A 23,726-nucleotide genomic window follows, 5' to 3' on the forward strand; every position below is an offset into this window, starting at 1 on the left:
GTTTTGTTAAAATGGTATTTTTGCAATATGTCAAATTCGCTTATCAGCATACTTATTCCGTTTAAGGATACAGAGATCTATCTCACTGAATGTTTAAATTCTATTTTGGATCAAAGTTATCGTAATTGGGAACTATTGATTGTTGATGATCATTCAACTGATAATAGTTATCAACTGGTTAAGTCTTATGCGGATAAAGATAACCGTATTAAATTATTTAAAAACTCAGGACAAGGTATTATTGACGCCCTACAGTTAGCATTTAATGAAAGTTCGGGGACTTACATCACGAGAATGGATAGCGATGATATCATGCATCCCGAAAAACTAATCACAATGCATAATGAACTACAAATTCACGGTAAACAACATATTGCATTAGGCTTAGTAAAATACTTTAGTGAGTATGGAATTGGTGATGGTTATGCTAAATATGAGGTTTGGCTTAATACACTTACTGAAAATGGCACTAATTATACCGAAATCTATAAAGAGTGTGTCATACCCTCACCATGCTGGATGATACATCGAGATGATTTTTTAACCTGTGGTGCTTTTACACCTGATCGTTACCCTGAAGATTATGACCTCACGTTCAGGTTTTATAAAAACCAGATAAAATGTATTCCAAGTAAAACTGTCTTACATTACTGGAGAGATTACAGCAATCGTGCCTCAAGAACGCATGAACATTACGCAGAAAATCACTTTTTAGAGTTGAAGGTTGACTATTTTTTAGAACTTAATTATGACTCAACCAGACCACTTACCATATGGGGAGCGGGACAAAAAGGCAAGAAAGTTGCTAAACTTTTAAAGCAAAAAAAAGTTCCTTTTATCTGGATTTGTGATAATCCAAAAAAAATTGGTAAGCATATATATAATGAATTACTACACAGTTTTCAACACTTAAATACTTTAGACCAACCACAAAGTATTGTTACTGTAGCTAATTGGGAGTCACAGCAGGAAATCACAACGTTTTTTAATCATCAGAAAATGCAACCTATGATCGATTATTTCTTTTTCTGTTAGCTAATTTGATGAAACGTTAAAATTCTCAAAAGCTAAAGCCACAAATCGCTTATCATTTTCTATATTTGATTCCAAACTAAAACAATCCCAAAATAGGAATGCAGTTTAAACACCCAGAACTTCTTTACGCCTTATTTCTGCTAATCATTCCTATAATTGTTCATTTATTTCAACTGAGAAAATTTAAAAGTGTTCCTTTTACAAATGTTCAGTTTTTAAAAGAGCTCACCATACAAACGCGAAAAAGCTCTCAGCTTAAAAAATGGTTAACATTAATTACTCGATTGTTGCTACTAGCCTTTGCTATAATTGCCTTTGCTCAGCCATACCTATCAAATTCTGATAGTTTCAATACCAAAAGTGAAAAAGTGATTTATCTAGATAATTCCTTTAGTATGCAATCGCCAAGTACTAATGGAAGCCTTCTCAACACTGCAATTCAGGATATGATTGAGAATATTGATGAAAACGAACAGATCTCTATTTTTACAAATAATGTAAATTTTAACAACACAAGTATAAAAGCAGTTAAAAATGATCTTATTCAACTTAAACATTCACCAGACCAACTGACTTATAATGCAGCTATTTTAAAAGGGAAGCAGTTGTTTTCAAATGATGAAAGCACCATTAAAAATCTAATTTTGGTTTCTGATTTTCAACAAAAAGAAGAAGCACTAACTGCCACTACTGATAGTTTAATCAACCTAAAACTGGTACAACTCCAACCAACAAATACAAGCAATATTGCAATAGACAGTGTATACATCTCCAAAACAACAGTTGAAAATCTGGAACTCACAGTCACTATAAAAAATCAAGGTGATGCTATTGAAACCTTGCCTGTATCACTTTATAACGACGATAAACTTATAGCTAAAACTGCCGTTAATATTGACGATAGTGCGACCACCAACTTTACTATTCCGGCTAATTCTATATTTAATGGACGCATTGTCATAGAAGATAGTAATCTGCAATACGACAACACACTTTATTTCAATATTGGTAGGCGCGAAAAAGTGAATGTATTATCTATAAATGAAACTGACGACCGTTTCCTAAGTAAAATTTACACCAGTGACGAATTTGAGTACATGTCCTCAAATTTTAGTGCATTAAATTACAATGTATTAGAGCAACAAAATCTGATCATTCTCAATGAACTTAAAACTATTCCAAATGCATTAGCTACAACTCTAAAATCATTCACAGACAACGGCGGATATATATTAATTATTCCTTCTAAAGACGCAACACTAAACACTTACAATCAATTATTTACGCTTTACAAACTATCAGGATTCAGCAATCTCAATACTACTGAGAAAAAGATAACCACAATCAATTTTTCTCATCCGCTATTAAGTAATGTTTTTGATAAACGGGTTAATAATTTTCAATATCCAAAAGTAAATACGTTCTACAATAATGCTACTAATTCTCTAAACTCAATTTTAAGTTTTGATGACGGAACGTCTTTCTTGTCACAATCCCAAAATGCATATCGGTTTTCGGCTTCCTTAGATGCTGAAAATTCTAATTTCAAGAATTCACCGCTTATTGTTCCTGTATTGTATAACATTGGGAAACAGAGTTTAAAAACAGGTGATTTGTTTTACACTATCGGACAAGAAAACACCATAGATGTAGCCACTAAACTACAGCAAGATGATATTTTAACCTTGGTCAATGGTGATAATTCAGTAATTCCACTACAACAAACCTATGATAATAAGGTGGAGTTAATAACCAATACATATCCAGATGTAGCTGGTATTATTTCGGTACAAAATAAAGACACTTTTCTTAAAAACCTGAGCTTTAATTTTGATCGTAGAGAGAGTAATCTTAACTACTTTGATATCGGTAACATAGCTAATGCTACAATAAATAATTCAGTAGCTTCTGTAATAAGCGACATCAAAAGTGCTACTAATGTTAATGAACTATGGAAATGGTTTGTTATTTTTGCAGTGATTTTCTTAATCATTGAAATGCTCATCTTAAAATTTCTGAAATGAACGTACTTGTAAAATCTGCCACTATAGTTGACCCTAAAAGCGATTTTCACAATCAAACCGTTGATATTCTTATTGAAAAAGGAACAATTTCCCATATTTCAAAACGCATTCAAAACCCGAAAGACTACAAAGAGATCCGATTGGATAATCTACATGTGTCTCAAGGTTGGTTTGATAGTTCAGTAAGTTTTGGAGAGCCAGGTTTTGAAGAACGTGAAACTATAGAAAACGGACTCAAAGCTGCTGCACTTTCAGGATTTACAGCAGTTGCAGTAAATCCAAATACTAATCCAGTTATTGATTCGTATGCAGACATATCATTTTTAAAGTCTAAAGCAAATAAGAATTTAGTTAACCTCTATCCTATTGGCGCTTTGACCAAAAACGGCGATGGTAAAGATCTTGCTGAACTTTTTGATATGAAAACAGCTGGTGCTATTGCGTTCTATGATTATCAAAAACCTATTACTAATCCTAACCTGATGAAGCTCGCTTTACAATATGCAAGTAACTTTAACGGATTGGTGTGCTCATTTCCGCAGGAATCAAAAATTACCGGATTAGGTGTTATGAATGAAAACATAACCAGTACATCTCTAGGTTTAAAAGGAAATCCAGCTTTAGCCGAAGAATTACAAATTGCCAGAGACTTATTTATTCTGGAGTATACAGAAAGTAGACTACACATTCCAACAGTATCAACAGCTAAATCTGTTGAATTGATAAGAGCTGCAAAACAGAAAAAACTAGACGTCACTTGTAGTGTTGCCATACATAACATCATGTTTGCAGATGATTGCTTAAAGACCTTTGATACTAATTTTAAAGTATTACCACCTTTAAGAACTCAAAACGATATTGATGCTCTTATTGACGGACTCAAAGACGGAACTATAGATATGGTAACAAGCGATCACAATCCTATAGATATTGAACATAAAAAGATAGAGTTTGATTATGCTAAATATGGTACGATCGGACTTGAAAGTGCTTTTGGTGCTTTAAACTCACTATTTACTATAAAGAAAACTGTTGAGCTTTTAACGAAAGGAAAAGAGCGTTTTGGTATAGAGCCCTCTCCAATTTCAATTGGGAGCAGCGCAAATCTATCACTATTTAATCCTGACGAACGCTATACTTTCTCAAAAGAAGACATAGCATCTACCTCAAAAAATTCTATGTTTATTGGGACAGAGCTTAAAGGAAAAGTTTATGGAGTTATTAACAATAACCATATGAAAATCAAATAAATACAATGCAAAACACCTCAAATAATACTGATAGCTATGCAATTGTAGCTTATATCACACTCATAGGAACACTTATTGCTTTTTATATGAATCGTGAAGAACGTAATCCACTCGTATCATTTCATGTACGTCAAGCTTTGGGATTATGGTTACTCCAAATGTTCTTGGGTTATTTTATTGGTGCTTTTGATAGTTGGATGATTTCAATGTCATTCTGGATCTTCTTTATTGCATTATTCCTATATGGCATATTTGGTGCAGTTGGAAAACAAATGAATGAGGTACCAATTTTAGGACCATTCTTTCAAAAGATATTTTCATCAATTGGTCAGTAATCTATGAGTTTATATCATCTAACAAAACCTTCGTCATTAAAAGATAATGCGCCTTTACTCATTATGTGTCATGGTTATGGCAGTGATGAAAACGACCTCTTTTCTTTTGCTCAAGAACTTCCTGAAGAATTATTTATCATCTCATTGAGAGCGCCATACGCCATGCAACCATTTGGAAATGCCTGGTATGCTATCAATTTTGATGCCCAACAAAATAAATGGAATGATGTTGAACAAGCTATAGATTCTAGAGATAAAATTTCAGATTTTATTGATGAAGCTTGTGCTAAATACCCTGTAAATAAAGACAACGTAACACTTCTTGGTTTTAGTCAAGGAACTATTTTGAGCTATGCTGTAGCACTTACTTATCCAGAAAAAGTAAAAAATATCATTGCCTTAAGCGGATATGTGAGTGAAGATATGCTTTCAGAGGACCTCAATAAAGACTATTCGCATCTGGATTTTTATTGCTCCCACGGAAGTGTTGATCAAGTAATTCCAGTAGATTGGGCTAGAAAAGCACCAAAATTCTTAAATCAACTCAATATCAAACATATCTACTCTGAATTTCCTGTTGGTCATGGTGTAGCTCCTCAAAACTTCTATGAATTTAGAAGCTGGCTCGAGAAAAGAATCTAAATATGAAATATCTGCTCACAGGGCAAACTACCCAACGCTTAAACTTTAGATTGGTTACTAAACAAGATTACAATCTCTGGCTACCATTGTTTAAAGAGAACAACGTAGATAAATTTCTAGGTATGCCTGAAGGCATGACACAAAGAGAGCAATGCGACTTTTGGTTTAAAAAAGTATTTCATAGATATGAAAACGGACTTGGTGGTATGAATGCGCTTATTGATAAAACTACTGGTGATTTTATTGGACAGTGCGGACTCCTTATTCAAACTGTTGAAGATGAAGAACGTTTAGAAGTAGGCTATTCTATTCTTCCTAAGTATTGGGGAAATGGGTACGCTCAGGAAGCTGCAATAAAATGTAAAGAGTTTTGCTTTGAACATGAATTCACAAACAATCTTATGTCTATGATGCATGTGGATAATATAGCTTCTGAAATTGTAGCAAAAAAGAATGGTATGACCTTTGAAAAATGTGTAAAAGGTTATAATGTGTTTAGCATCAACAGAAACACATGGCTTCAACAAAAAAGTTGATTAAGGCTGATATATAGTAGACTCCACGACTCTGAACTTTAAATTCTTTCTATCTTCAATCTCATAAGTCAATAACATTTCGCCCCAATACGTTCCATCTGTAAAACTTGCTATAATCCATTTGTGGTTAAGCATTCTAATTTGATCGATTAGCATCTTTTTATCAGTCATTGATGCATAAGGTACCAATGGATGGTCTTCAGTGTCGTAAATATTGAGGTTCATCAGCTCATCTTTGATAAACGGTACAAACTCTGAAATCTGGAAGCCTTGCTTTTCCCAATAGATCATAGCATCGTCATTGGTATCAAACTTAAATGTATACATATCCAATGCCTTATTGTCTTCTATTAATCTTATAGAATCTTTGAGACTTGCATTCATTTCCATGTAATTTGTGAGCTTTTTATCATAATCTTCAATAATATTTTTGGAGTTCACATACTGAAAGATTACAAGTAAAAATGTAAAAATAAACAAGTACATAAAAATTCTATTCTTCATAGTTATAGTTCTATTTGTAAGTTATCGTAAGCTAAGTAAACGTTTTCTGGTAATGTTTGTTGTACGTCATCATGAAAACCTAAATAATGACTAATATGTGTAAGGTATGCCGTCTCTGGTTGTACTTCGTCAATAAAATTTAAAGCTTCTTCAAGATTAAAATGTGAAATATGCTCAGTCTCTCTCAAGGCGTTTACAACTAACACCTTAACCCCTTTCAATTTTTCAACCTCTTGGTCAGCTACAGTTTTCATATCTGTTAAATACGCAAAGTCTCCAAAACGAAAACCAAACACCTGAAGCTTGTGATGATAGCCATTAATAGGAATAACTTTCAAGTTTCCGAGGAAAAAAGGAGTGTTTGTTATTTCATTCTGAATAACAGTAGGTACACCTGGATATTTATTTTTAGTAGTAAAAATATAGTCGAAACGTTTCGCTAATTCTCCTAAAACACGTTTATGGGCATAAAATGGAATATCACCTTGTCTGAAATAGAACGGACGAATATCATCTAATCCAGCAGTATGATCGGCGTGCTCATGTGTAAAAATAACACCATCAATCTTACTGCAATTGGCTCTTAGCATCTGTTGTCTAAAATCTGGACCACAATCTACCACATAAGTAAAATTGTCCCACTCCACTAAAACAGATACTCGTAAACGCTTGTCTTTTGGGTTATCACTTTGACACACAGGATGGTCACTTCCAATAACTGGAATTCCTTGCGATGTACCTGTGCCTAAAAACGTAATTTTCAATGCTTATTAATTTAAAGCAAAAATAAAACTTATTTTTTTAGTTTGCCGACCTATTTTAATACCTTTGTCTTGTTGACAAAACCCAGACTTAAAGATGGAAATAACCTTAAAAGGCGATAGAGAGTTTGAAGAGATTCCCTCGTTAAAAACGAAATGTTTACGAATCAACCTAAATGAAAATATTTATGGTACTTTCGCGGAAATTGGAGCAGGACAAGAAACTGTTCGTCAGTTCTTTAGAGCTGGTGGTGCATCTGGAACAATTGCCAAAGCGATGTCTGCCTATGATAAAGCCTTTAGTGATGCTATTTATGGTATAGAAGATGATAGACGTTATGTAACTGAAGCACGTTTGCGCAAGATGTTAGATCATGAGGTTAACCTTGTGGAAGAACGAATATTAAGAGAAACTCATCCTAATAAAATGTTCTTTGCCTATGCAAATACTGTTGCAACAATCGATTTTGCAAAAAAGTATAAAGGTCATGGTTGGGTTGGTATCAAGTATCAGGTTGATCCAAAACAAGGTTATAATGAAATAGTTTTACATATTCGCTTCAAAGAAAATGATGCGAGATTGCAACAAGAAACCTTAGGAATCTTAGGAACTAATCTTATTTACGGTGCGTTCTATAAATATAACGAACCTAAAAAATTATTACGCTATTTATATGATCATCTGGATAAAGACCAGGTAGAAATTGATACAATCAATTTTGCTGGCCCTGTATTTGAGGATGTAGACAACCGTTTGATGAGTTTACAACTCGTGAAGAATGGAATGACAGATGCTGTCATGTTTGCTCCTGATGGTAATAATGTATTGCCTGCCAGAGTACTTTATAAAAAGAACATATTAGCCTTACGTGGTAGCTTCAGACCTGTAACTAAAGTGAATATGGACATGTACAAGAAATCTTATGACATGTTTATTAAAGAGAATAAGGTTGACGTTGATAAAACTCAGGTTATTTTTGAGATCACACTGTCTAACCTTAGAGCTGAAGGAGAAATTGATGAGCAAGATTTTATGGATCGTGCGAGACTACTCTGCTCACTAGGTCAAACAGTATTGATATCTAACTTTCAAGAATATTACAAACTTGTTGAATATTTCTCTCAATATACTAAGAGTCGTATGGGCCTTGCCATGGGTGTCAATAATCTTGTGGACATTTTTGATGAAAAATATTATCGTCATTTAAGTGGTGGTATTTTAGAAGCCTTCGGAAAATTATTCTTCAAAGATCTACGTGTTTATTTATATCCAATGCAGAATGATGATGGCACTATTACAAATAGTGAAAATCTAAAGGTGCATCCAAGAATGAAAGAACTTTACAAGTTCTTCAAATACAATGGTAAGGTTGTGGATATCACAGAATATGACGAATCTATATTGACTGTGTTCTCAAGAACCGTTCTGAAAATGATTGCTAACAGTGAAGAAAACTGGGAAACAATGTTGCCAGAAGGTGTTGCTAAACTTATAAAAGAAAAAAGTCTCTTCGGATGCGAAACTGAACAAGTGCATTTAGGAGATTAAATATTTTAAATATTAAACAATAAAAAGCCGCATGATAATCATGCGGCTTTTTCTATTTGTTACGAATTGCAAATCTTTTTAGTAAAAAAATTTAAAGATTATTCAGAGAGTATTTGAGCTGTATGTTCTTTAGTTTTTACCTTGGTAATCACGTCTTCGATAATGCCATTTTCATCAATTACAAAAGTTGTTCTGTGAATACCATCGTATTCTTTTCCCATAAATTTTTTAGGTCCCCAAACTCCAAATGCTTCAATTACTGCTTTATCTTCATCTGCCAATAAAGGATATTGGAACCCATACTTGTTTTTAAAATTTGACTGCCTTTTAGCACTATCAGCACTCACACCTAAAATTTCATAACCTTGAGCTTTAAAACGATCATAATTATCATTTAAGTTGCAAGCTTCGGCAGTACATCCCGGAGTACTCGCTTTAGGATAGAAAAAAACAACCAATTTCTTCCCTTTGTAATCTGCTAAAGAAATAGTGTTTCCTTGTTCATCTTTTGCTGAAAAATCTGGAGCCTTATCTCCTACTTTTAATTCTGTCATAATTGCTAACTTTGGTTTCTGTAAAAATACGACTTATGACGAAGCAAGAAAAGGTAGATTTTGTTATTAATACGTTAAAAGAATTATATCCTGAGATACCAATTCCTTTAGAGCACAAAGATCCATACACATTACTCATTGCTGTATTATTATCAGCTCAAAGCACTGATGTGCGTGTCAATCAAATCACACCACTTCTGTTTGAAAAAGCAGATAATCCATATGATATGATCAAGCTTTCTGTAGAAGAGATTAGAGAGATTATCAAACCAGTTGGCCTCTCTCCTATGAAAAGTAAAGGAATTTATGGCTTATCTCATATTCTTATAGATAAACATGATGGAAAAGTTCCAAAGACTTATGACGAATTAGAGGCACTTCCTGCTGTTGGTCATAAAACAGCTGCTGTAGTATTATCTCAGGCTTTTGGTATTCCAGCATTTCCTGTAGATACACATATACATCGCTTGATGTATCGTTGGAATCTGACTAATGGAAAAAATGTAGTTCAAACCGAAAAGGATGCAAAACGCCTCTTTCCGAAGGACCTATGGAATGATTTACATTTACAGATTATTTGGTACGGACGAGAATATTCACCTGCCAGAGGCTGGGATTTGGAAAAAGATATTATTACTAAAACTATAGGAAGAGCCTCAGTTTTAAAAGCCTATCACGCTTCAAAAAAGAAATAAAAAAAATCCTGAAGACTAACGATTCAGGATTTTTTCAAATTTAGTTTTGAAGTGCTTCAAACTTCAAATTATTACAATGTATAACACTTAAAGCCTTTGAATAATTCAAAAGAAAATCCACTGTCTCTTCTTTTGGGTTTAGGTTGTTTTGTTTTTGGGGACATTCTGAGTAAAGTTTTGCCATTTTACGTTTTTTAGTTTGTTATAATCACATAAACGCAACAAAACTCAACTTATTGTATCAATTCGTTAAAATAATATTATTCTTATCAATTACTTTTCTTAAGTTAATTAGTGCATAACGCATTCTTCCCAATGCTGTATTAATACTAACACCTGTTCTATCAGAGATTTCTTTAAAACTCATATCTTTATACATACGCATCACTAACACCTCCTTTTGATCATTTGGTAGTTCTTCGATAAGACGACGTAAGTCACATTCTACCTGATCTTTGATTAATTTCTTTTCTGCATTTAACGACGAATCACCCAATACAGAGAAAATATTGAAATCACCAGAATTATCAAATTTTGGCATTCTGTTATTCTTTCTGAAATGATCAATCACTAAATTATGTGAGATACGCATTACCCAAGGTAAAAATTTACCTTCTTCATTGTATTTACCTAATTTTAAATTTTTGATGACCTTTATAAAGGCATCCTGAAAAATATCTTCGGTGATATCTCTATCAAAGACTTTTGAATAAATAAAACTGTAAATCTTTTGTTTGTGTCTATGGATAAGGACAGATAGAGCACTTTCGTCTCCATTCATGTAGTTCTTAACTAAAACAGCGTCTGTGATAAGTTCGTGTCTCATAATAATTACTTTAAATGCAAAGAATTAATCTTAGCTTGGGGTTAATTTGTCTTAAAGTAATATTATTATATAGGCAACTATGTTTTAACTGTTTATGTCTCAAATATAACAACAATCATTCCGAAATTCCAAAAAAAAACACCAAACTTTAACATTTTAATCAGCAATAATCCATTTTCTAAGCTTCAATAAAAGGCGTATCTTTGCACTTTCTTATTCGCTAAAACTCCTATGAACACTAACATTCTAGACCTAAATCCAAAAGAAAATATCATTATAAAAGGTGCAAAATTGCATAACCTAAAAAATATTGATGTTGTGATTCCTAGAAATAAACTAGTGGTTATCACAGGTTTATCAGGCTCTGGAAAATCTAGTTTAGCGTTTGATACCTTATATGCTGAAGGACAACGCCGTTATGTAGAAAGCTTATCGAGTTATGCACGACAATTCTTGGGTCGACTCAATAAACCAAAAGTTGATGTTATTAAAGGAATTGCTCCAGCTATAGCCATTGAGCAAAAAGTGAATAGTACAAACCCTCGTTCTACTGTTGGAACTTCTACTGAAATTTATGACTATTTAAAATTATTGTTTGCCAGAATCGGAAAGACTTACTCTCCTATTTCTGGTCAATTGGTAAAGAAACACAGAACTAAAGATGTATTAGACCTTGTCAAATCTTTTGATGATCGTGAAAAACTATTGCTCCTATCTCCTATTATATTAGAAGAAGGTAGAACAATGGCCGACAAGTTAAGTGTATTAAAACAACAAGGATACGCCAGAATTCAGCATAAAGAAACCGTTTTAAGAATTGAAGATGCTCTTGAAAATGACTTAAAAACCAATGTGTTTTTAGTTGTTGACCGAATTATTGTTAAACATGAAGATGATTTTTACAATAGATTAGCTGATGCCATAGAAACTGCATTTTTTGAAGGAAAAGGTACTTGTATCATAGAATCGCTATCAGATCAAAAGCGTACAGAATTCAATAATCGTTTTGAATTGGATGGCATGACCTTTCTTGAGCCAAATCCGCATTTGTTCAGTTTTAATAATCCTTATGGTGCTTGCCCAAAGTGTGAAGGCTATGGAGATGTTATTGGTATTGATGAAGATCTTGTAATCCCAAATACTGGACTATCAGTTTATGAAAATGCTATTTTTCCGTGGAGAGGTGAAAGTATGAGTTGGTATCGTGATCAACTGGTAAATAACTCCCATAAATTTGATTTTCCAATTCACAAACCATTTTTCGAACTTACTAAAGATCAAAAGCAATTGGTATGGAATGGCAATCAATATTTTGAGGGCTTGAATTCCTTTTTTGCAGAATTAGAGTCTAAAGCTTACAAAATTCAGAATCGTGTTATGTTATCTCGCTATCGCGGAAAGACAAAATGTAATGTATGTAAGGGAAAGCGATTAAGAGAAGAAGCCAATTACGTAAAGATTAATAATGTAACAATTACTGACTTAGTAGAAATGCCTCTGGATCAATTGGCAAATTTTTTCAAACAGTTAGAATTAGACGATTACGATACAAAAATTGCTGAACGATTACTCAAAGAAATCAATAACAGATTGTCTTTTTTGAGTAATGTAGGACTGGACTACTTGACCCTTAATAGAAAATCAAATACCTTGTCTGGTGGTGAAAGCCAACGTATCAACCTTGCCACTTCTCTGGGAAGTAGTCTGGTAGGTTCCATGTATATTTTAGATGAACCTAGTATTGGACTACATCCAAAGGATACCGAAAAACTAATTAAAGTTTTACAAGCACTCCGAGATCTTGGCAATACTGTGATTGTAGTTGAACATGATGAAGACATTATGAAAGCTGCCGACGAAATTATCGATATTGGTCCTGAAGCTGGAACATTTGGTGGCGAAGTTGTAGCTACAGGAACTTTTAAAGATATTTTAAAATCAAAATCTCTGACAGCTCAGTATCTTAATGAGACATTACAGATTGAAATTCCCAAGACAAGGAGGACATCGAAATATCAAATAGAAATTATTGGAGCCAGAGAGCATAACCTTCAAAATATAGATGTGGTCTTTCCTTTAGAAATGCTAACAGTTGTTACTGGTGTTTCTGGTAGTGGGAAAAGTACTTTGGTAAAGAAAATCTTATTTCCTGCTATTCAAAAACAACTTACAGGATTTGGAGATAAACCAGGACAGTTTACAGAACTAAAAGGAAATTTTAAAACCATCAAACATATTGAGTTTGTTGACCAAAATCCAATTGGTCGTTCCTCTCGTTCAAATCCTGTGACTTACATTAAAGCCTATGATGATATTAGAGCCTTATTTTCAAATCAGAAACTGAGTAAAATCCGTAATTATCAAGCTAAACATTTTAGTTTTAATGTTGATGGCGGACGTTGTGAAACCTGTAAAGGTGATGGCGAAGTAACTATCGAAATGCAGTTTATGGCAGATGTGCATTTAACCTGTGAAACATGCAATGGAAAACGTTTTAAAAAAGAAGTTTTAGAAGTTACTTTTGAGGGTAAAAACATTGATGATATTTTGACCATGACCATTGATGATGCTATTGCATTTTTTGATACTCATAACGTTGCTAAAATCAAAAATAAGTTGCAACCACTTCAAGACGTTGGTTTAGGGTACGTGGCACTGGGTCAAAGTTCTTCTACCCTTTCAGGAGGTGAAGCACAGCGTATCAAACTAGCCTCTTTCCTCGGAAAAGGGTCCAAAAGCGATAATACCCTTTTTATTTTTGATGAACCAACCACAGGACTACATTTTCATGACATTAAAAAATTATTGAAATCATTTCAAGCCTTGATTGGAAAAGGACACTCTATCATTGTTATAGAACACAATATAGATCTTATAAAATGTGCAGATCATATTATTGATCTAGGTCCTGAAGGTGGAAATCGTGGAGGACAAGTCGTAGCTTATGGTACACCTGAAGACATCGTAAAAAACAAAGCATCCGTTACTGGACAATTTCTGAAAGAAAAGATTTCATATTAGCTCGTTAAAAATGAAAATGCTAATACTATTCCTCCCGCAGTTGGTATCACAAAGAGTAAAAACACAAAAGAAATGACACCGCTTTTTATCCAGCTTAAAAACCAATTTTGCTTGTAGAATTGTATCAACGCAATTAAAAAATACAAATAGGTAGACAAAGCAATAAGCCAATCAATCCAATCAGGAATGTCATATATAAATCTGTTAACTGCAAAAAGGATACTAAAAACACTAAATAAAAAGGAGAAAAAATAAAAACTAAATACCAAATGGTAGGCATATTTGCCTTTATTGAAATAGAATATTTTCAGAATGAAAGCAAATAACGGGAGCAAGAAAAACATAGCAATAGGAATACTATCAAAAAAGACCTGTAAAATGGATCCTGCACCCTGACCCTTTACCAAACTCAGCATCCTTTCAAAAAAACGACGCTCTATAAACCCTGGATCTTCAGACATTCCCATTTGACGTAATATGACATCCTTCTCTGCTCCTGCTGCTATCATAGAATCGACCTTATTCTTATCAAAATCATAGGATTTTCTGAAGTTATTTGAATTTGCTTTTTCTGTTTTCAAAATAGAATCGGCCATTTTAATATCCTCATCTTTCAAACCAAGCACCTTTTGATTGTCTTTGATTGGTTTCATTAGCTTTTCAATTTGAACAGAATCCAAAGGTTTCAAAGTGTCTTTTTCAGTTTTAATTACTTCAGATTTAACAATTTTATCATTGATCTTATCAGCCTCCAGCACAAGTTCTCTAGTACTAAATGAAATAACAAAAAAGAAGATTACAGAAATGAACAAATACATTTGTCCTGGATGTAAATACAATAAACGCTTGCCTTCAATAAATTTATTTGGCAGAAAGCCTGGCTTAAACATCAATGGAATAAAGCCTTTTAAAAATCGGGCGTCAAAAGAAAAATAATTGCTAATTGTGTTATAAAACAACACACCCAAAGTTAAATCCTCATCTGTTTTTTGCCCACAATGCGGACAAAATTCATAGTGCTCTTTCATTGGTTTTTCACAATTCTTGCACGCTAATGGCTTTATTGTTTCAGGTACATTGGATTTTGCCATTGAAAGGATTAATTGGTTATATAAATTTAAAAAAAATAAAATTCACACCAATTATATAAGCACAATATAATTTTCGGCTCTAAAAAAAACACATAAACACCTGATATTGTATGATTTAAAATTTTGGCACGCATCTTGGATAAATCATAACAAATAGCGTAGGCCGAAAAGCTACAATTATGAGTAGGCAAAATCTAAAACCTTAATACTATGAAAAAACTAGTACTATTATTTACAGGTTTGTTAATGGGATTAACAACTGTATCAGCAGCAGAAACTATCACTGCAACTCAAGGACATGATTTTAATAATTCACGCTATCGTTTTGCAGAACCAATAGTGTTCATTGAGCGTGGTGTAGAATTTTTAATTTTTCCTGACGGAAGTTTTGATTTCAATACAGAAATCGACAACAACGTTTCAGACATCTACTACAGAAACTCAAGAACTAGAAGAGGTTCTGTAAATACTACTCATGGTGCACCTGGAACCGTTGGAAGAGCTCATTACGGCACTTCTGGATCCAGAGGTGTTATCATTACTCATGATAGCAATGGAAAAGTAAGACGAATTGGTAATGTTTTTATCAATTATGACAGACGCGGACGAATAAAACGAGTAGGTTCTGTATATATGAGTTATCAACGTAGAAACGGATTTCTTCGTCAAGTTGGTGGATTAAGAGTGAACTATAACCGTTGGGGAGAAATCGTCCATGTTAGTGGAATTGTAAACCATTATAATGCAAATTTAAACTGTGGTGTAGGATCTGGAGTTGGAGGCAATGAATATGACAACTTTGGATTTGATGGAAATTATGACGACGACTTTTACTACTACCGAAAAAATGGTAAAGTAAAAAAGCATAAAAGAATGAAAATAGATAGAGATTAATGTATTGATTTTTTTGATTGGTTGTTCACCTGATTAGTGAACATATATAAAATCCCGTTGCGCTTCCCCAAGCCTTCGGGATTTTTTGTTCTAACAACTTTCTTCAATCAAAGCTCTGAGTTTCTCATTAGGCACCATATCAATTGTCAAATTTACACGTTCGGTATCACCAGAATTCACCACTTGATGTATATCTGTAAGTTTTAAATACCAACATTCACCTGGTTGCATTGGAACTGGCTTTTCGTTCAAATAAAATACAACACCTTCATTGTTAACTATTGGTATCGTTAATCTAATCACCGATTTTTCAACCTCCAGACCAAGAGTAGGGTCTGTATGAGCCTTCACTTCAGATTTAGGAGCTAATCTTAATAAGCGTACTAAAGTCACATCGGTTAGCTCTCTAAATGATTCAATAATTGCCTTTAAATAAGGAGAACGTTCTAACTCTGATGTATTTGACCAATCAGTCCATGAGCCATCAGCATAATCGTCTGCTGGTGGAGGAACAGGCAATGATGGATCAACAATATGAGCAGGTGCTCGCAATTGGATCACATTATAATATTCAAAATTATTGAGCTGTAATTCCTGATACTCCTCTAATAGTCGTTTAGCATCAAAATGCAATGGTAATTTAACACGATCAGTTATTACTTGAGATTCTCTTACAATATGCATAAGTTTCGTTAAATTTAAATGTGCTACTAAATTACCAGTCCTGAAGCTTTTCTATATGGGTAGATTTACCTGTTTTTATGTTTTTTATATGAAGGGGTTTACACCTAACAATATTTTTTTGGCACGCTAATTGTTTTATTAAAAGTGTAATCAAAAACCCTTACAATTATGAAAACGAAGTTTCACAAACACTTAAGCAATGCAAATAGCGCAAGCAAAAGATTAATATCACTCTTTGTGCTGTTATTACTGGTAGGAACATCAGTAAATGCAACAACCACCAACACAGTAGAATCAAATTCATTACACAACTATGTTAGAGGTTATGGCAATTCTTTCATATTTGTTGAAGGCGGAATAGAATTCTCTATTTTTCCAGATGGTCAATTTGATTTCTACATGCCAAATTACGGTCCGAATGTTAATGTAGGATTTAGTACACCAAATGTATCAATTAGTTTTAATACTGGTTTTGACTATAATCCGTACGTACAGTATGACGATTTTGGAGCTATTATTCAAATTGAGAATACACCAATTTTTTACGATTATTATGGTCGTGTAACTCAAGTAGGAAATGTAAATATTAACTACAATGGTTTTGGTCGAATTACTCGATTGGGTGGATTATACATACACTACAACAGATATAGAGCATTCTCTCACTGTACTGGGTTTATCAACATATACAACAGAGCCTATGTGTTTAGACCATGGCATCAGTATTACGTAGTGCCTCCTGTAAACTATTGTGTTGTATACTCAAGACCTTACAGACAATTTTATACACCTGTTAGACATACGTATTACAGACCATATAGAGATAATTACAGACAGCCTGTAAGAACTAATGGTCGTAGAGGAACTGCTTCAACAATTGGTCGTAGAGCTAATGAAAGATATGTACAGTCAGCTACAACAAGACGTGGAGGAGATAGAAATTTAGCGAGCTCTACAAGACGTGGTAACGACAGAGCTTTAGCATCTGGTTCAGATAATTCAAGGATTAATAGAGGTGCTACTACAAGAACCTCAAGAGATAATAGAACTAATACTAGAACTGTTAGAGATGGAAGAAATACAACAACAAGAACACCTGGTAACAACAGAGCTATTAGAGATAATAGCAAAGCCAATACTAGAACTAACAGAGGCGTAAGAGTGAAGACTAGCAACTCTAGATCAAATTCTAACTCTAGAAATGTGACCAAATCCACTAGAGCTGTGTCTAATAATAAAACGACCACAAGAACGGTTAGAAAAAATGCGAGTGTAAGAAAACCAAATACATCAAATACTCGTATATCTAGTAACAAACGAAGCAACAGATCTTCAAAAACTGTATCACAGTCAAGAAGTAGAAAACAGTCTTCAGCTAGACAATCTAGTTCTAGAACGTCGTCAAAAAGTACAAGATCAGGAAGAGCAAGGTCTCGTTCGTAACAATATATAATTTTTTGGTTGGTTAGTAGATTGTCCCATAAGCAGTATGCCTCAAAGCACCTTATGGGACTTTCTCATTTAAACCTTTTTCTAACGCTTTAACTTCAAATACGTATTAATCGCTTCTGAAATATCTTCAGACACATTAAGCCTGTAAATAATTACTGTGTATAATATTCCTAGAGCTAACGATTTCAGTGTGATATTTACATACGGATTGAATGGGAACTCCCAAAAGTAAAATCCAAACACCAAAACAATTAGTACTAAAGTCATTTTTAAGGTTTCCGAAGTAAAAGGAAGCATATTGAATTTTGCTTTTACAAAATATACCTTTATTGAATTGTAAACTACTATAGCAATAAATGTAGCGATTGCTGAACCATTAATACCATATATTGGAATGAGAATTAAATTTAAAACAATAGCTAAAACTGCTAAAATAACTCCAAAAAATAGTACCACACGATAGTAATCACTATTGAATAGAATGGCATTGTTATTACCTAAGAGGTTGTCATAAAGCTTTGCGATACTGATCAAAAACACAACTACCAAACCACCACTAAATTCAGGAGGAATAATCTCATACAAAGCATTGATATTAGATATAATAAGTAAAAATATAAATCCGCTAATGATATAAAGTGTTAAGGAGCTTCTCTGATAAAGATCTTTAAGCTCTACCTGATTATTTTCATTTAAAAACTTAGCTGTAAGCGGTAATAATATCTGGTGCATAGCTCGTTGCGGAACCGCAATGACTGTAGCAATAAATACAGCAACACTATAATAGGCTATCGTTTCTATGTCCAGATAATTGTTTAACATGAATTTATCAATATCTAAAATAATTGTAGCTATCGAACCTGCAATAATGATAAGAGAAGAATACTTTAAAATTGAACTTAGTTTATCAATCTTATTGAACCTAAATACAGGCAATCGCTTCCAAAACGCATACAACATCATAACAAATGCCCTAAAAACATACACACCAACAATTCCCACAAGAAATTGATCAATAGTAATCAGTTTGAAAAACACTGCAAACAACAGAATCATGGCTCCAACTCTATGGAACACTTCTTTCATAAAGTTTCCAAAAACGGTTTGCATTTGTACTTTCATCCATGCATAAAACACTTCAAAATAAGCCATAGACAGTGCAGTGATAAAAATATACCACAAGTAACCTCTTACTATTTCATTTTTTTGAGACAGAATATCAGCAATAACATCATATGCCAAATACCCAACAATAGCAACTGGAATAGATAATACCAATGGTAAAAACAGCATCAATGTTAAAAAGCTGTTCAATGAATTTTTAGTCTTGAAACTCGTGTAAAACTTAACTATAGTATTGTGGGCTCCAAAAGCCACAAGTGGCATCATAATATTTGCTGCAGATAAGATATAAGCCACTAATCCATAATACTCATCTGTGATGAAATTGGTATATAAAAAAAGTGTATTTACAGCTCCTATTCCAAAACCTAAATAAGTAGTAATGGTGTTTTTTAAGGATTGATTAACGACAATTCCCATTAGATAATTTCAGACAAGGTTTTAGTTAGCGATTTTCGACTATACTGCTCTAACCCTATAGCATTTACAACCAATGAATCAGATTTGTATGCTTCAAAATACAACAAAATTTGAGATTTAATTAGTTCTTTCTCATCATAACAAAAATAATGACCTGTATTTGTGCGTCTCAAAATCGGCTCAACATCAGAACCTTTTGGGCCAACAGCTATAATTGGTGTAGCTGATGCCATATACTCAAATAATTTACCAGGAATAATAACTTTAGTGTCTTCAGAATCAATTTCTACCATAAGTAGAACTCGGGAAGCCATTTGTTGCTGTATCGCTTCGTCGTGTGATACATATCCTAAATTATGTATGTAACGCTCCAAACCAAAAGCATGCATGGATTGTAATACTTCTTCACTCACTACACCTATAAGTTTGAGCTGAAATGCACTCCGGAAATCGTCTCGATCATCAATTAGTTCACTTAGGGCTTCCCATAGTTGTCTGGGATTTCGCTCTGATAATAAGGATCCAATATGGGCTAAAGTAAATTTCTTATCTTTTGATGGTTTTGGTACATGATGATTGTCATAACCATTCGTAATCACCGAAATTGATTGTTTTGTCTTTGATATAAATTCCTGTTTCGTATTCTCACTGGTAACAATGATATGATCTGCTTGTTGCAATACCTGAGTTTCCAATTGCTTGTGTTTTGCTTCGGAAGCCTTGGTCAGTTTTAATGCTTTATGATATCCAATTGTGGTCCATGGGTCTCTAAAATCGGCTAACCACTTCACTCCTAGTTGTTGCTTTAAATGAAAACCAATTAAATGCAAACTATGTGGCGGACCAGTAGTTATTATCGTATCAATATTGTTGGTTTTGATATAGTTATTTAGAAAAGCTACTGATGGTTTCACCCAATTCTTTCGTGCATCTGGAATAAAGAAATTTCCACGAACATATAACATCAAACGCTGAATGAGGGATTGCTTCTTTTTCTTCGGAATAACACCTGAACTGATTTGTTTTGCTCCTTGTTTTGAAAGTATCTTTGCAAAACGATAAGGTTCACTAATAGGCTGTTTTATAACCTTAACGTCCTCAGGAATCTCATTCAATAAACTCTCATCAACTATGGGATAACTTGGGTTTTCAGGACAATAGACAATGGGCTCTATTCCAAACTCTGGCAAATATTTAACAAACTTCAACCATCGCTGAACGCCTGGACCTCCAGCTGGTGGCCAATAGTATGTGATGATGAGGATTTGTTTTTGCATAAAGTGCCTCTTTGTGAAACTTATAATTGTTTAATGTTGAAAAAATCTAATTTAACCTTTAGATATGTTGATACCAATAATTTTCTTTTTGATGTGAACGTCCTCGTTTAAGGGGTATTGAGGTAAAGACTTATCGCGTTCAACCTCAAAATAAATTCCGTCGTACTCTGCCTTCCAAGTATCACAGCCGTTACAAGTAAACCATTCTGGCTTTCCATAAGCATTTACAACATCAATCATCGTGGATTTATTAAGCACAATATTTTTTGATGTTTTGCCATTAAATGGAGATTTAAAACTAATTAAGAAAATTTGTTCTTCTGGATCATTTTGCATGTAATAAAAAGACATTCCCAAATTCTTATATACAATCTGAAAACTATAATCTTTATGTTTTATAAGATCGTAGTCTTTACCAAGTTTATGCTTTACATCTGTTGCATTAATGGTGTTGATATGAAAAGAGTCAATGCCTTTACCTTCTGTAATAATATGCTCATACTGTGTATATTTATTTACGCTACCACAGTTTATCAATACTAACAAAGATAAGATTGACAAAATCTTTTTCATAAATTCAATAATTTGTGAGTGTTATGTGTTAGGAAACTTTTTATATCCAAACCATAAGCCAGCAATCAACAACAAAACAAAAGCAATAGAGCTCCCAAGAGCGATAGTACTTCCGGTTTGTACCACTTGAGGTTCAAATTTGAATTCGATCTCATGATCACCTGCAGGTATTTCGAGTCCGCGTAATGCATAGTTCACACGCTGTATTGGTACTTCTTGTCCGTCTATAGTCGCTTGCCATCCATTTCCATAGTATATTTCAGAAAAAACAGCAAACCCATCATAAGTATTTGCGGACTTATATTTTAAATAGTTCGGTTTATAATCGGTTAATACAATCCTAGATGTTGAATCTGTTACAAAGCGTTTCGAAACTAAGTTTTCATCTGTTGTTATAGCTTTTACAGAAGTTTGCAAACTATCCAGAGCTTTGATTTCGGCATTAGCAGACTCTTTCTTCTCAAGTTCCTTCACAAACCAGGCATTACCATTGGCATCTTCGTTAACAAAAGGAAATATTTGGCCTTGTTCTTCAGCTATAATGTATTTGGTATTGAGCATATTCAATACATTCATATTATTTCTGGAAATATGGAAGTCGTATAACTCGTCAAAACGTTTCAATTTAGCCGCATGATATCCATTAAGCGAGTTATGAAAATACGCTGCTTTAGCTGGCATAGTTCTTCCTTGACTCGAAATATCCCATACTCTGAAATGTCCATCATCTTGCATAATCTCCTTATCTGCTGCATTAGCTTGATAAGGTTTATTAACCTGTATTGCTGATACGAAGTTTTCAGTATTAACATAACGACGGTCAACACCCACAAGATCAAATAAAATAAGTATGGCAAAAATACCAATGACTACATTTTCAGATAATTTCTTTTTCAAAAACATAAAAATCGTTCCTGCAGATAAGAGTACTAAAATCAATGTTCGTAGTGTGTCCTGAGTGAAAAATACACGTCTTTCTTCTCGCAACACCTCAATGTAGCCCTCTCCATATTCACCATAAAGTTGTCGGTAATACCCATCATTTGCACCAACAAAGTCGAATAATGCCGATTTAAATATTAAGAATATCAAAGCCAAACCTCCAGCAATAGCTACTGATATTTTAAGTGCTTTTAGTTTCTTCTCATCTTTATCAAAATCGTTAAAAAGCCTAACTAATCCAAAAATTGCTAATACAGGAATACATAGCTCTAAAATGACCTGAATAGAACTTACAGCTCTGAACTTATTGTATAATGGCACATAATCAATAAAGAAATCGGTTAGAAACGGTAAATTCTTTCCGTAGGATAATAAAAGGGATAAAATAGTTCCACCTACAAGCCACCATTTTAAGCGACCTCTAACCAAGAATAATGCAAACACAAACAAGAAAATAACCACAGCTCCCACATAAGCTGGTGCTTCAACAATTGGTTGATCTCCCCAATAGGTTGGCGTATTTCTAGCCTCTTGTAATGCCTGAGTAGGAGTTGCACCTAATTTTCTGAAGAATTGGTAAATTTCGGAATCTTTGCCTACATCTTCAGTATTTCCTCCACCAAAAAGTCGTGGTATGTAAAGGTTGAATGTTTCTGCTTTTCCGTAGCTATATTCTGTGATATAATCTCTGTTTAATCCAGAGGAGACTTCTTTTGGAGAGTCATCAGGATTGATAGTTAATTCAGATTTGCCACGAGAACTTTCTTTTACGTACTCTTGGGTTGCCAAGATATTTGTTGCATTAAGGCCAATAGCAAGTATAAGCGCAACGACCATGAGACCAACCGATTTAAAAAAATGGGGTAATACTTTCTTTTTATAAGCGTCAATGAAATAAGTAATACCAAGAACAAGTACTAACAACATCAAATAATAGGTCATTTGAAAATGGTTGGCACCAATCTCTAACCCTAGTGCAACTGCAGTGATTAGAAAGCCAAGTATATATTTTTTCCTAAAGGTGAGAACAATTCCACTTAAGACCAATGGCATATAAGCAATAGCATGTGCTTTACTGTTATGACCTACGCCAAGGATAATAATGAGATAGGTTGAGAATCCAAAGGCTAAAGCTCCTAAAGCAGCCAATTTAAAATCTACTTTTAATGAGAGCAACAAGATATAAAACCCTATAAAGTAAATAAAAAGGTAATCAGCAGGACGCGGTAAAAACCGCAAAACAGAATCTAGTTTTTTTATGTAATTGTGTGGATATTTAGCTCCTAATTGATACGTTGGCATACCTCCAAATGCACTATTGGTCCAATAGGTTTCTTCGCCAGTATTAGCTTTGAACTCCTTTTGTTGCTGAGCCATACCAATATAGTGCTTGATATCGCTTTGCATAATCTGTTTCCCTTGAAGAACAGGACTAAAATATGCCAAGGAAATAACCACAAAACCCAATAAAATCAGAAGATGTGGTAATACGTTTTTAAATGAAAATTGCATAAGAGTGATTGACTTTCAATTGAGTCG

General features: G+C 33.7%; 21 protein-coding genes. 11 read left to right on the plus strand and 10 right to left on the minus strand.

Going from position 1 to position 23,726, the window contains the following annotated elements:
• Positions 1 to 27 precede the first annotated feature (27 nt).
• The 6 genes from Q0951_RS05480 to Q0951_RS05505 all read left to right on the plus strand — a co-directional run bounded on the left by Q0951_RS05480 (position 28) and on the right by Q0951_RS05505 (position 5,822).
• Complete coding sequence (locus tag Q0951_RS05480) at positions 28 to 1,035, plus strand: glycosyltransferase family 2 protein (RefSeq protein ID WP_299335240.1); 1,008 nt, start codon at positions 28 to 30, stop codon at positions 1,033 to 1,035.
• 98 nt (positions 1,036 to 1,133) lie between these two features.
• Positions 1,134 to 3,059 carry a BatA domain-containing protein gene (locus tag Q0951_RS05485; protein WP_299335243.1) on the plus strand — a complete coding sequence of 642 codons (1,926 nt, stop codon included), beginning with the start codon at positions 1,134 to 1,136 and terminating at the stop codon, positions 3,057 to 3,059.
• Positions 3,056 to 4,309: a dihydroorotase family protein gene (locus Q0951_RS05490; protein ID WP_299335246.1), complete on the plus strand. Its 1,254-nt coding sequence runs from the start codon at positions 3,056 to 3,058 to the stop codon at positions 4,307 to 4,309. Before Q0951_RS05485 ends, Q0951_RS05490 begins: the two co-directional genes overlap by 4 nt.
• 5 nt (positions 4,310 to 4,314) lie before the next feature.
• Positions 4,315 to 4,644 (plus strand): hypothetical protein, encoded by a 330-nt coding sequence (locus Q0951_RS05495; protein WP_299335248.1) that lies wholly within the window; start codon positions 4,315 to 4,317, stop codon positions 4,642 to 4,644.
• A gap of 3 nt (positions 4,645 to 4,647) precedes the next feature.
• Positions 4,648 to 5,286 carry an alpha/beta fold hydrolase gene (locus Q0951_RS05500; RefSeq protein ID WP_299335249.1) on the plus strand — a complete coding sequence of 213 codons (639 nt, stop codon included), beginning with the start codon at positions 4,648 to 4,650 and terminating at the stop codon, positions 5,284 to 5,286.
• A gap of 2 nt (positions 5,287 to 5,288) precedes the next feature.
• Entirely contained in the window at positions 5,289 to 5,822 is a 534-nt protein-coding gene (locus tag Q0951_RS05505) for a GNAT family N-acetyltransferase (RefSeq protein WP_299335250.1), read from the plus strand.
• On the opposite strand, the gene Q0951_RS05510 is transcribed toward Q0951_RS05505, so the two are convergent.
• Together Q0951_RS05510 and Q0951_RS05515 are read right to left on the minus strand one after the other, a co-directional pair.
• Positions 5,823 to 6,326, minus strand: coding sequence for a hydrolase (locus tag Q0951_RS05510; RefSeq protein WP_299335252.1), 504 nt, complete (start codon positions 6,324 to 6,326; stop codon positions 5,823 to 5,825). It lies immediately after the preceding gene.
• A 2-nt stretch (positions 6,327 to 6,328) separates the two neighbouring features.
• On the minus strand, positions 6,329 to 7,090 hold the full coding sequence (locus Q0951_RS05515) for an MBL fold metallo-hydrolase (protein WP_299335254.1): 762 nt from the start codon (positions 7,088 to 7,090) through the stop codon (positions 6,329 to 6,331).
• Positions 7,091 to 7,184: 94 nt separating this feature from the next.
• Here Q0951_RS05515 and Q0951_RS05520 point away from each other — a divergent pair, with 94 nt between their 5' ends.
• Entirely contained in the window at positions 7,185 to 8,636 is a 1,452-nt protein-coding gene (locus Q0951_RS05520) for a TonB-dependent receptor (RefSeq protein ID WP_299335256.1), read from the plus strand.
• A 98-nt stretch (positions 8,637 to 8,734) separates the two neighbouring features.
• Here Q0951_RS05520 and bcp read toward each other — a convergent pair whose 3' ends face one another.
• On the minus strand, positions 8,735 to 9,190 hold the full coding sequence (gene bcp / locus Q0951_RS05525; RefSeq protein WP_299335258.1) for a thioredoxin-dependent thiol peroxidase: 456 nt from the start codon (positions 9,188 to 9,190) through the stop codon (positions 8,735 to 8,737).
• A 35-nt stretch (positions 9,191 to 9,225) separates the two neighbouring features.
• On the opposite strand from bcp, the gene nth reads away from it, so the two are divergent.
• On the plus strand, positions 9,226 to 9,885 hold the full coding sequence (nth, locus tag Q0951_RS05530) for an endonuclease III (RefSeq protein WP_299335259.1): 660 nt from the start codon (positions 9,226 to 9,228) through the stop codon (positions 9,883 to 9,885).
• 241 nt (positions 9,886 to 10,126) lie between these two features.
• On the opposite strand, the gene Q0951_RS05535 is transcribed toward nth, so the two are convergent.
• Entirely contained in the window at positions 10,127 to 10,711 is a 585-nt protein-coding gene (locus Q0951_RS05535; RefSeq protein ID WP_299335260.1) for a sigma-70 family RNA polymerase sigma factor, read from the minus strand.
• Positions 10,712 to 10,942: 231 nt separating this feature from the next.
• On the opposite strand from Q0951_RS05535, the gene uvrA reads away from it, so the two are divergent.
• A complete protein-coding gene (gene uvrA, locus Q0951_RS05540; protein ID WP_299335261.1) occupies positions 10,943 to 13,732 on the plus strand; it encodes an excinuclease ABC subunit UvrA in 2,790 nt (929 codons plus the stop codon).
• Here the strand turns inward: uvrA and Q0951_RS05545 are convergent.
• Positions 13,729 to 14,823 (minus strand): DUF3667 domain-containing protein, encoded by a 1,095-nt coding sequence (locus Q0951_RS05545; protein WP_299335262.1) that lies wholly within the window; start codon positions 14,821 to 14,823, stop codon positions 13,729 to 13,731. The genes uvrA and Q0951_RS05545 overlap by 4 nt on opposite strands.
• Positions 14,824 to 15,033: 210 nt before the next feature.
• Between Q0951_RS05545 and Q0951_RS05550 the strand changes: the two genes are divergently transcribed.
• Positions 15,034 to 15,717: a hypothetical protein gene (locus Q0951_RS05550; protein ID WP_299335263.1), complete on the plus strand. Its 684-nt coding sequence runs from the start codon at positions 15,034 to 15,036 to the stop codon at positions 15,715 to 15,717.
• 90 nt (positions 15,718 to 15,807) lie between these two features.
• Here the strand turns inward: Q0951_RS05550 and Q0951_RS05555 are convergent, their stop codons facing one another.
• Positions 15,808 to 16,401: an aspartyl/asparaginyl beta-hydroxylase domain-containing protein gene (locus Q0951_RS05555; protein WP_299335264.1), complete on the minus strand. Its 594-nt coding sequence runs from the start codon at positions 16,399 to 16,401 to the stop codon at positions 15,808 to 15,810.
• A gap of 168 nt (positions 16,402 to 16,569) precedes the next feature.
• Between Q0951_RS05555 and Q0951_RS05560 the strand changes: the two genes are divergently transcribed.
• Entirely contained in the window at positions 16,570 to 17,844 is a 1,275-nt protein-coding gene (locus Q0951_RS05560) for a hypothetical protein (protein WP_299335265.1), read from the plus strand.
• A gap of 90 nt (positions 17,845 to 17,934) precedes the next feature.
• Here the strand turns inward: Q0951_RS05560 and Q0951_RS05565 are convergent, their stop codons facing one another.
• From Q0951_RS05565 to Q0951_RS05580, 4 genes are read right to left on the minus strand one after another with little or no spacing between them, the layout of a single operon-like run.
• On the minus strand, positions 17,935 to 19,395 hold the full coding sequence (locus Q0951_RS05565) for a lipopolysaccharide biosynthesis protein (protein WP_299335266.1): 1,461 nt from the start codon (positions 19,393 to 19,395) through the stop codon (positions 17,935 to 17,937).
• On the minus strand, positions 19,395 to 20,672 hold the full coding sequence (locus Q0951_RS05570; protein WP_299335267.1) for a glycosyltransferase family 4 protein: 1,278 nt from the start codon (positions 20,670 to 20,672) through the stop codon (positions 19,395 to 19,397). Before Q0951_RS05570 ends, Q0951_RS05565 begins: the two co-directional genes overlap by 1 nt.
• A gap of 51 nt (positions 20,673 to 20,723) precedes the next feature.
• Positions 20,724 to 21,245, minus strand: coding sequence for a hypothetical protein (locus Q0951_RS05575; RefSeq protein WP_299335268.1), 522 nt, complete (start codon positions 21,243 to 21,245; stop codon positions 20,724 to 20,726).
• Between the two features lie 21 nt (positions 21,246 to 21,266).
• On the minus strand, positions 21,267 to 23,699 hold the full coding sequence (locus tag Q0951_RS05580) for a YfhO family protein (protein WP_299335269.1): 2,433 nt from the start codon (positions 23,697 to 23,699) through the stop codon (positions 21,267 to 21,269).
• Between the last annotated feature and the right edge of the window lie 27 nt (positions 23,700 to 23,726).

Source organism: uncultured Psychroserpens sp. (assembly GCF_947501425.1).
Lineage (GTDB): Bacteria > Bacteroidota > Bacteroidia > Flavobacteriales > Flavobacteriaceae > Psychroserpens.

What these genes read in the sequence shown, in the direction of transcription:
- Q0951_RS05480 (WP_299335240.1), top strand. Translation starts at nt 28, where the DNA reads ATGTCAAATTCGCTTATCAGCATACTTATTCCGTTTAAGGATACAGAG.
- Q0951_RS05485 (WP_299335243.1), top strand. Translation starts at nt 1,134, where the DNA reads ATGCAGTTTAAACACCCAGAACTTCTTTACGCCTTATTTCTGCTAATC.
- Q0951_RS05490 (WP_299335246.1), top strand. Translation starts at nt 3,056, where the DNA reads ATGAACGTACTTGTAAAATCTGCCACTATAGTTGACCCTAAAAGCGAT.
- Q0951_RS05495 (WP_299335248.1), top strand. Translation starts at nt 4,315, where the DNA reads ATGCAAAACACCTCAAATAATACTGATAGCTATGCAATTGTAGCTTAT.
- Q0951_RS05500 (WP_299335249.1), top strand. Translation starts at nt 4,648, where the DNA reads ATGAGTTTATATCATCTAACAAAACCTTCGTCATTAAAAGATAATGCG.
- Q0951_RS05505 (WP_299335250.1), top strand. Translation starts at nt 5,289, where the DNA reads ATGAAATATCTGCTCACAGGGCAAACTACCCAACGCTTAAACTTTAGA.
- Q0951_RS05510 (WP_299335252.1), bottom strand. Translation starts at nt 6,326, where the DNA reads ATGAAGAATAGAATTTTTATGTACTTGTTTATTTTTACATTTTTACTT.
- Q0951_RS05520 (WP_299335256.1), top strand. Translation starts at nt 7,185, where the DNA reads ATGGAAATAACCTTAAAAGGCGATAGAGAGTTTGAAGAGATTCCCTCG.
- bcp (WP_299335258.1), bottom strand. Translation starts at nt 9,190, where the DNA reads ATGACAGAATTAAAAGTAGGAGATAAGGCTCCAGATTTTTCAGCAAAA.
- nth (WP_299335259.1), top strand. Translation starts at nt 9,226, where the DNA reads ATGACGAAGCAAGAAAAGGTAGATTTTGTTATTAATACGTTAAAAGAA.
- Q0951_RS05535 (WP_299335260.1), bottom strand. Translation starts at nt 10,711, where the DNA reads ATGAGACACGAACTTATCACAGACGCTGTTTTAGTTAAGAACTACATG.
- uvrA (WP_299335261.1), top strand. Translation starts at nt 10,943, where the DNA reads ATGAACACTAACATTCTAGACCTAAATCCAAAAGAAAATATCATTATA.
- Q0951_RS05545 (WP_299335262.1), bottom strand. Translation starts at nt 14,823, where the DNA reads ATGGCAAAATCCAATGTACCTGAAACAATAAAGCCATTAGCGTGCAAG.
- Q0951_RS05550 (WP_299335263.1), top strand. Translation starts at nt 15,034, where the DNA reads ATGAAAAAACTAGTACTATTATTTACAGGTTTGTTAATGGGATTAACA.
- Q0951_RS05555 (WP_299335264.1), bottom strand. Translation starts at nt 16,401, where the DNA reads ATGCATATTGTAAGAGAATCTCAAGTAATAACTGATCGTGTTAAATTA.
- Q0951_RS05560 (WP_299335265.1), top strand. Translation starts at nt 16,570, where the DNA reads ATGAAAACGAAGTTTCACAAACACTTAAGCAATGCAAATAGCGCAAGC.
- Q0951_RS05565 (WP_299335266.1), bottom strand. Translation starts at nt 19,395, where the DNA reads ATGGGAATTGTCGTTAATCAATCCTTAAAAAACACCATTACTACTTAT.
- Q0951_RS05570 (WP_299335267.1), bottom strand. Translation starts at nt 20,672, where the DNA reads ATGCAAAAACAAATCCTCATCATCACATACTATTGGCCACCAGCTGGA.
- Q0951_RS05575 (WP_299335268.1), bottom strand. Translation starts at nt 21,245, where the DNA reads ATGAAAAAGATTTTGTCAATCTTATCTTTGTTAGTATTGATAAACTGT.
- Q0951_RS05580 (WP_299335269.1), bottom strand. Translation starts at nt 23,699, where the DNA reads ATGCAATTTTCATTTAAAAACGTATTACCACATCTTCTGATTTTATTG.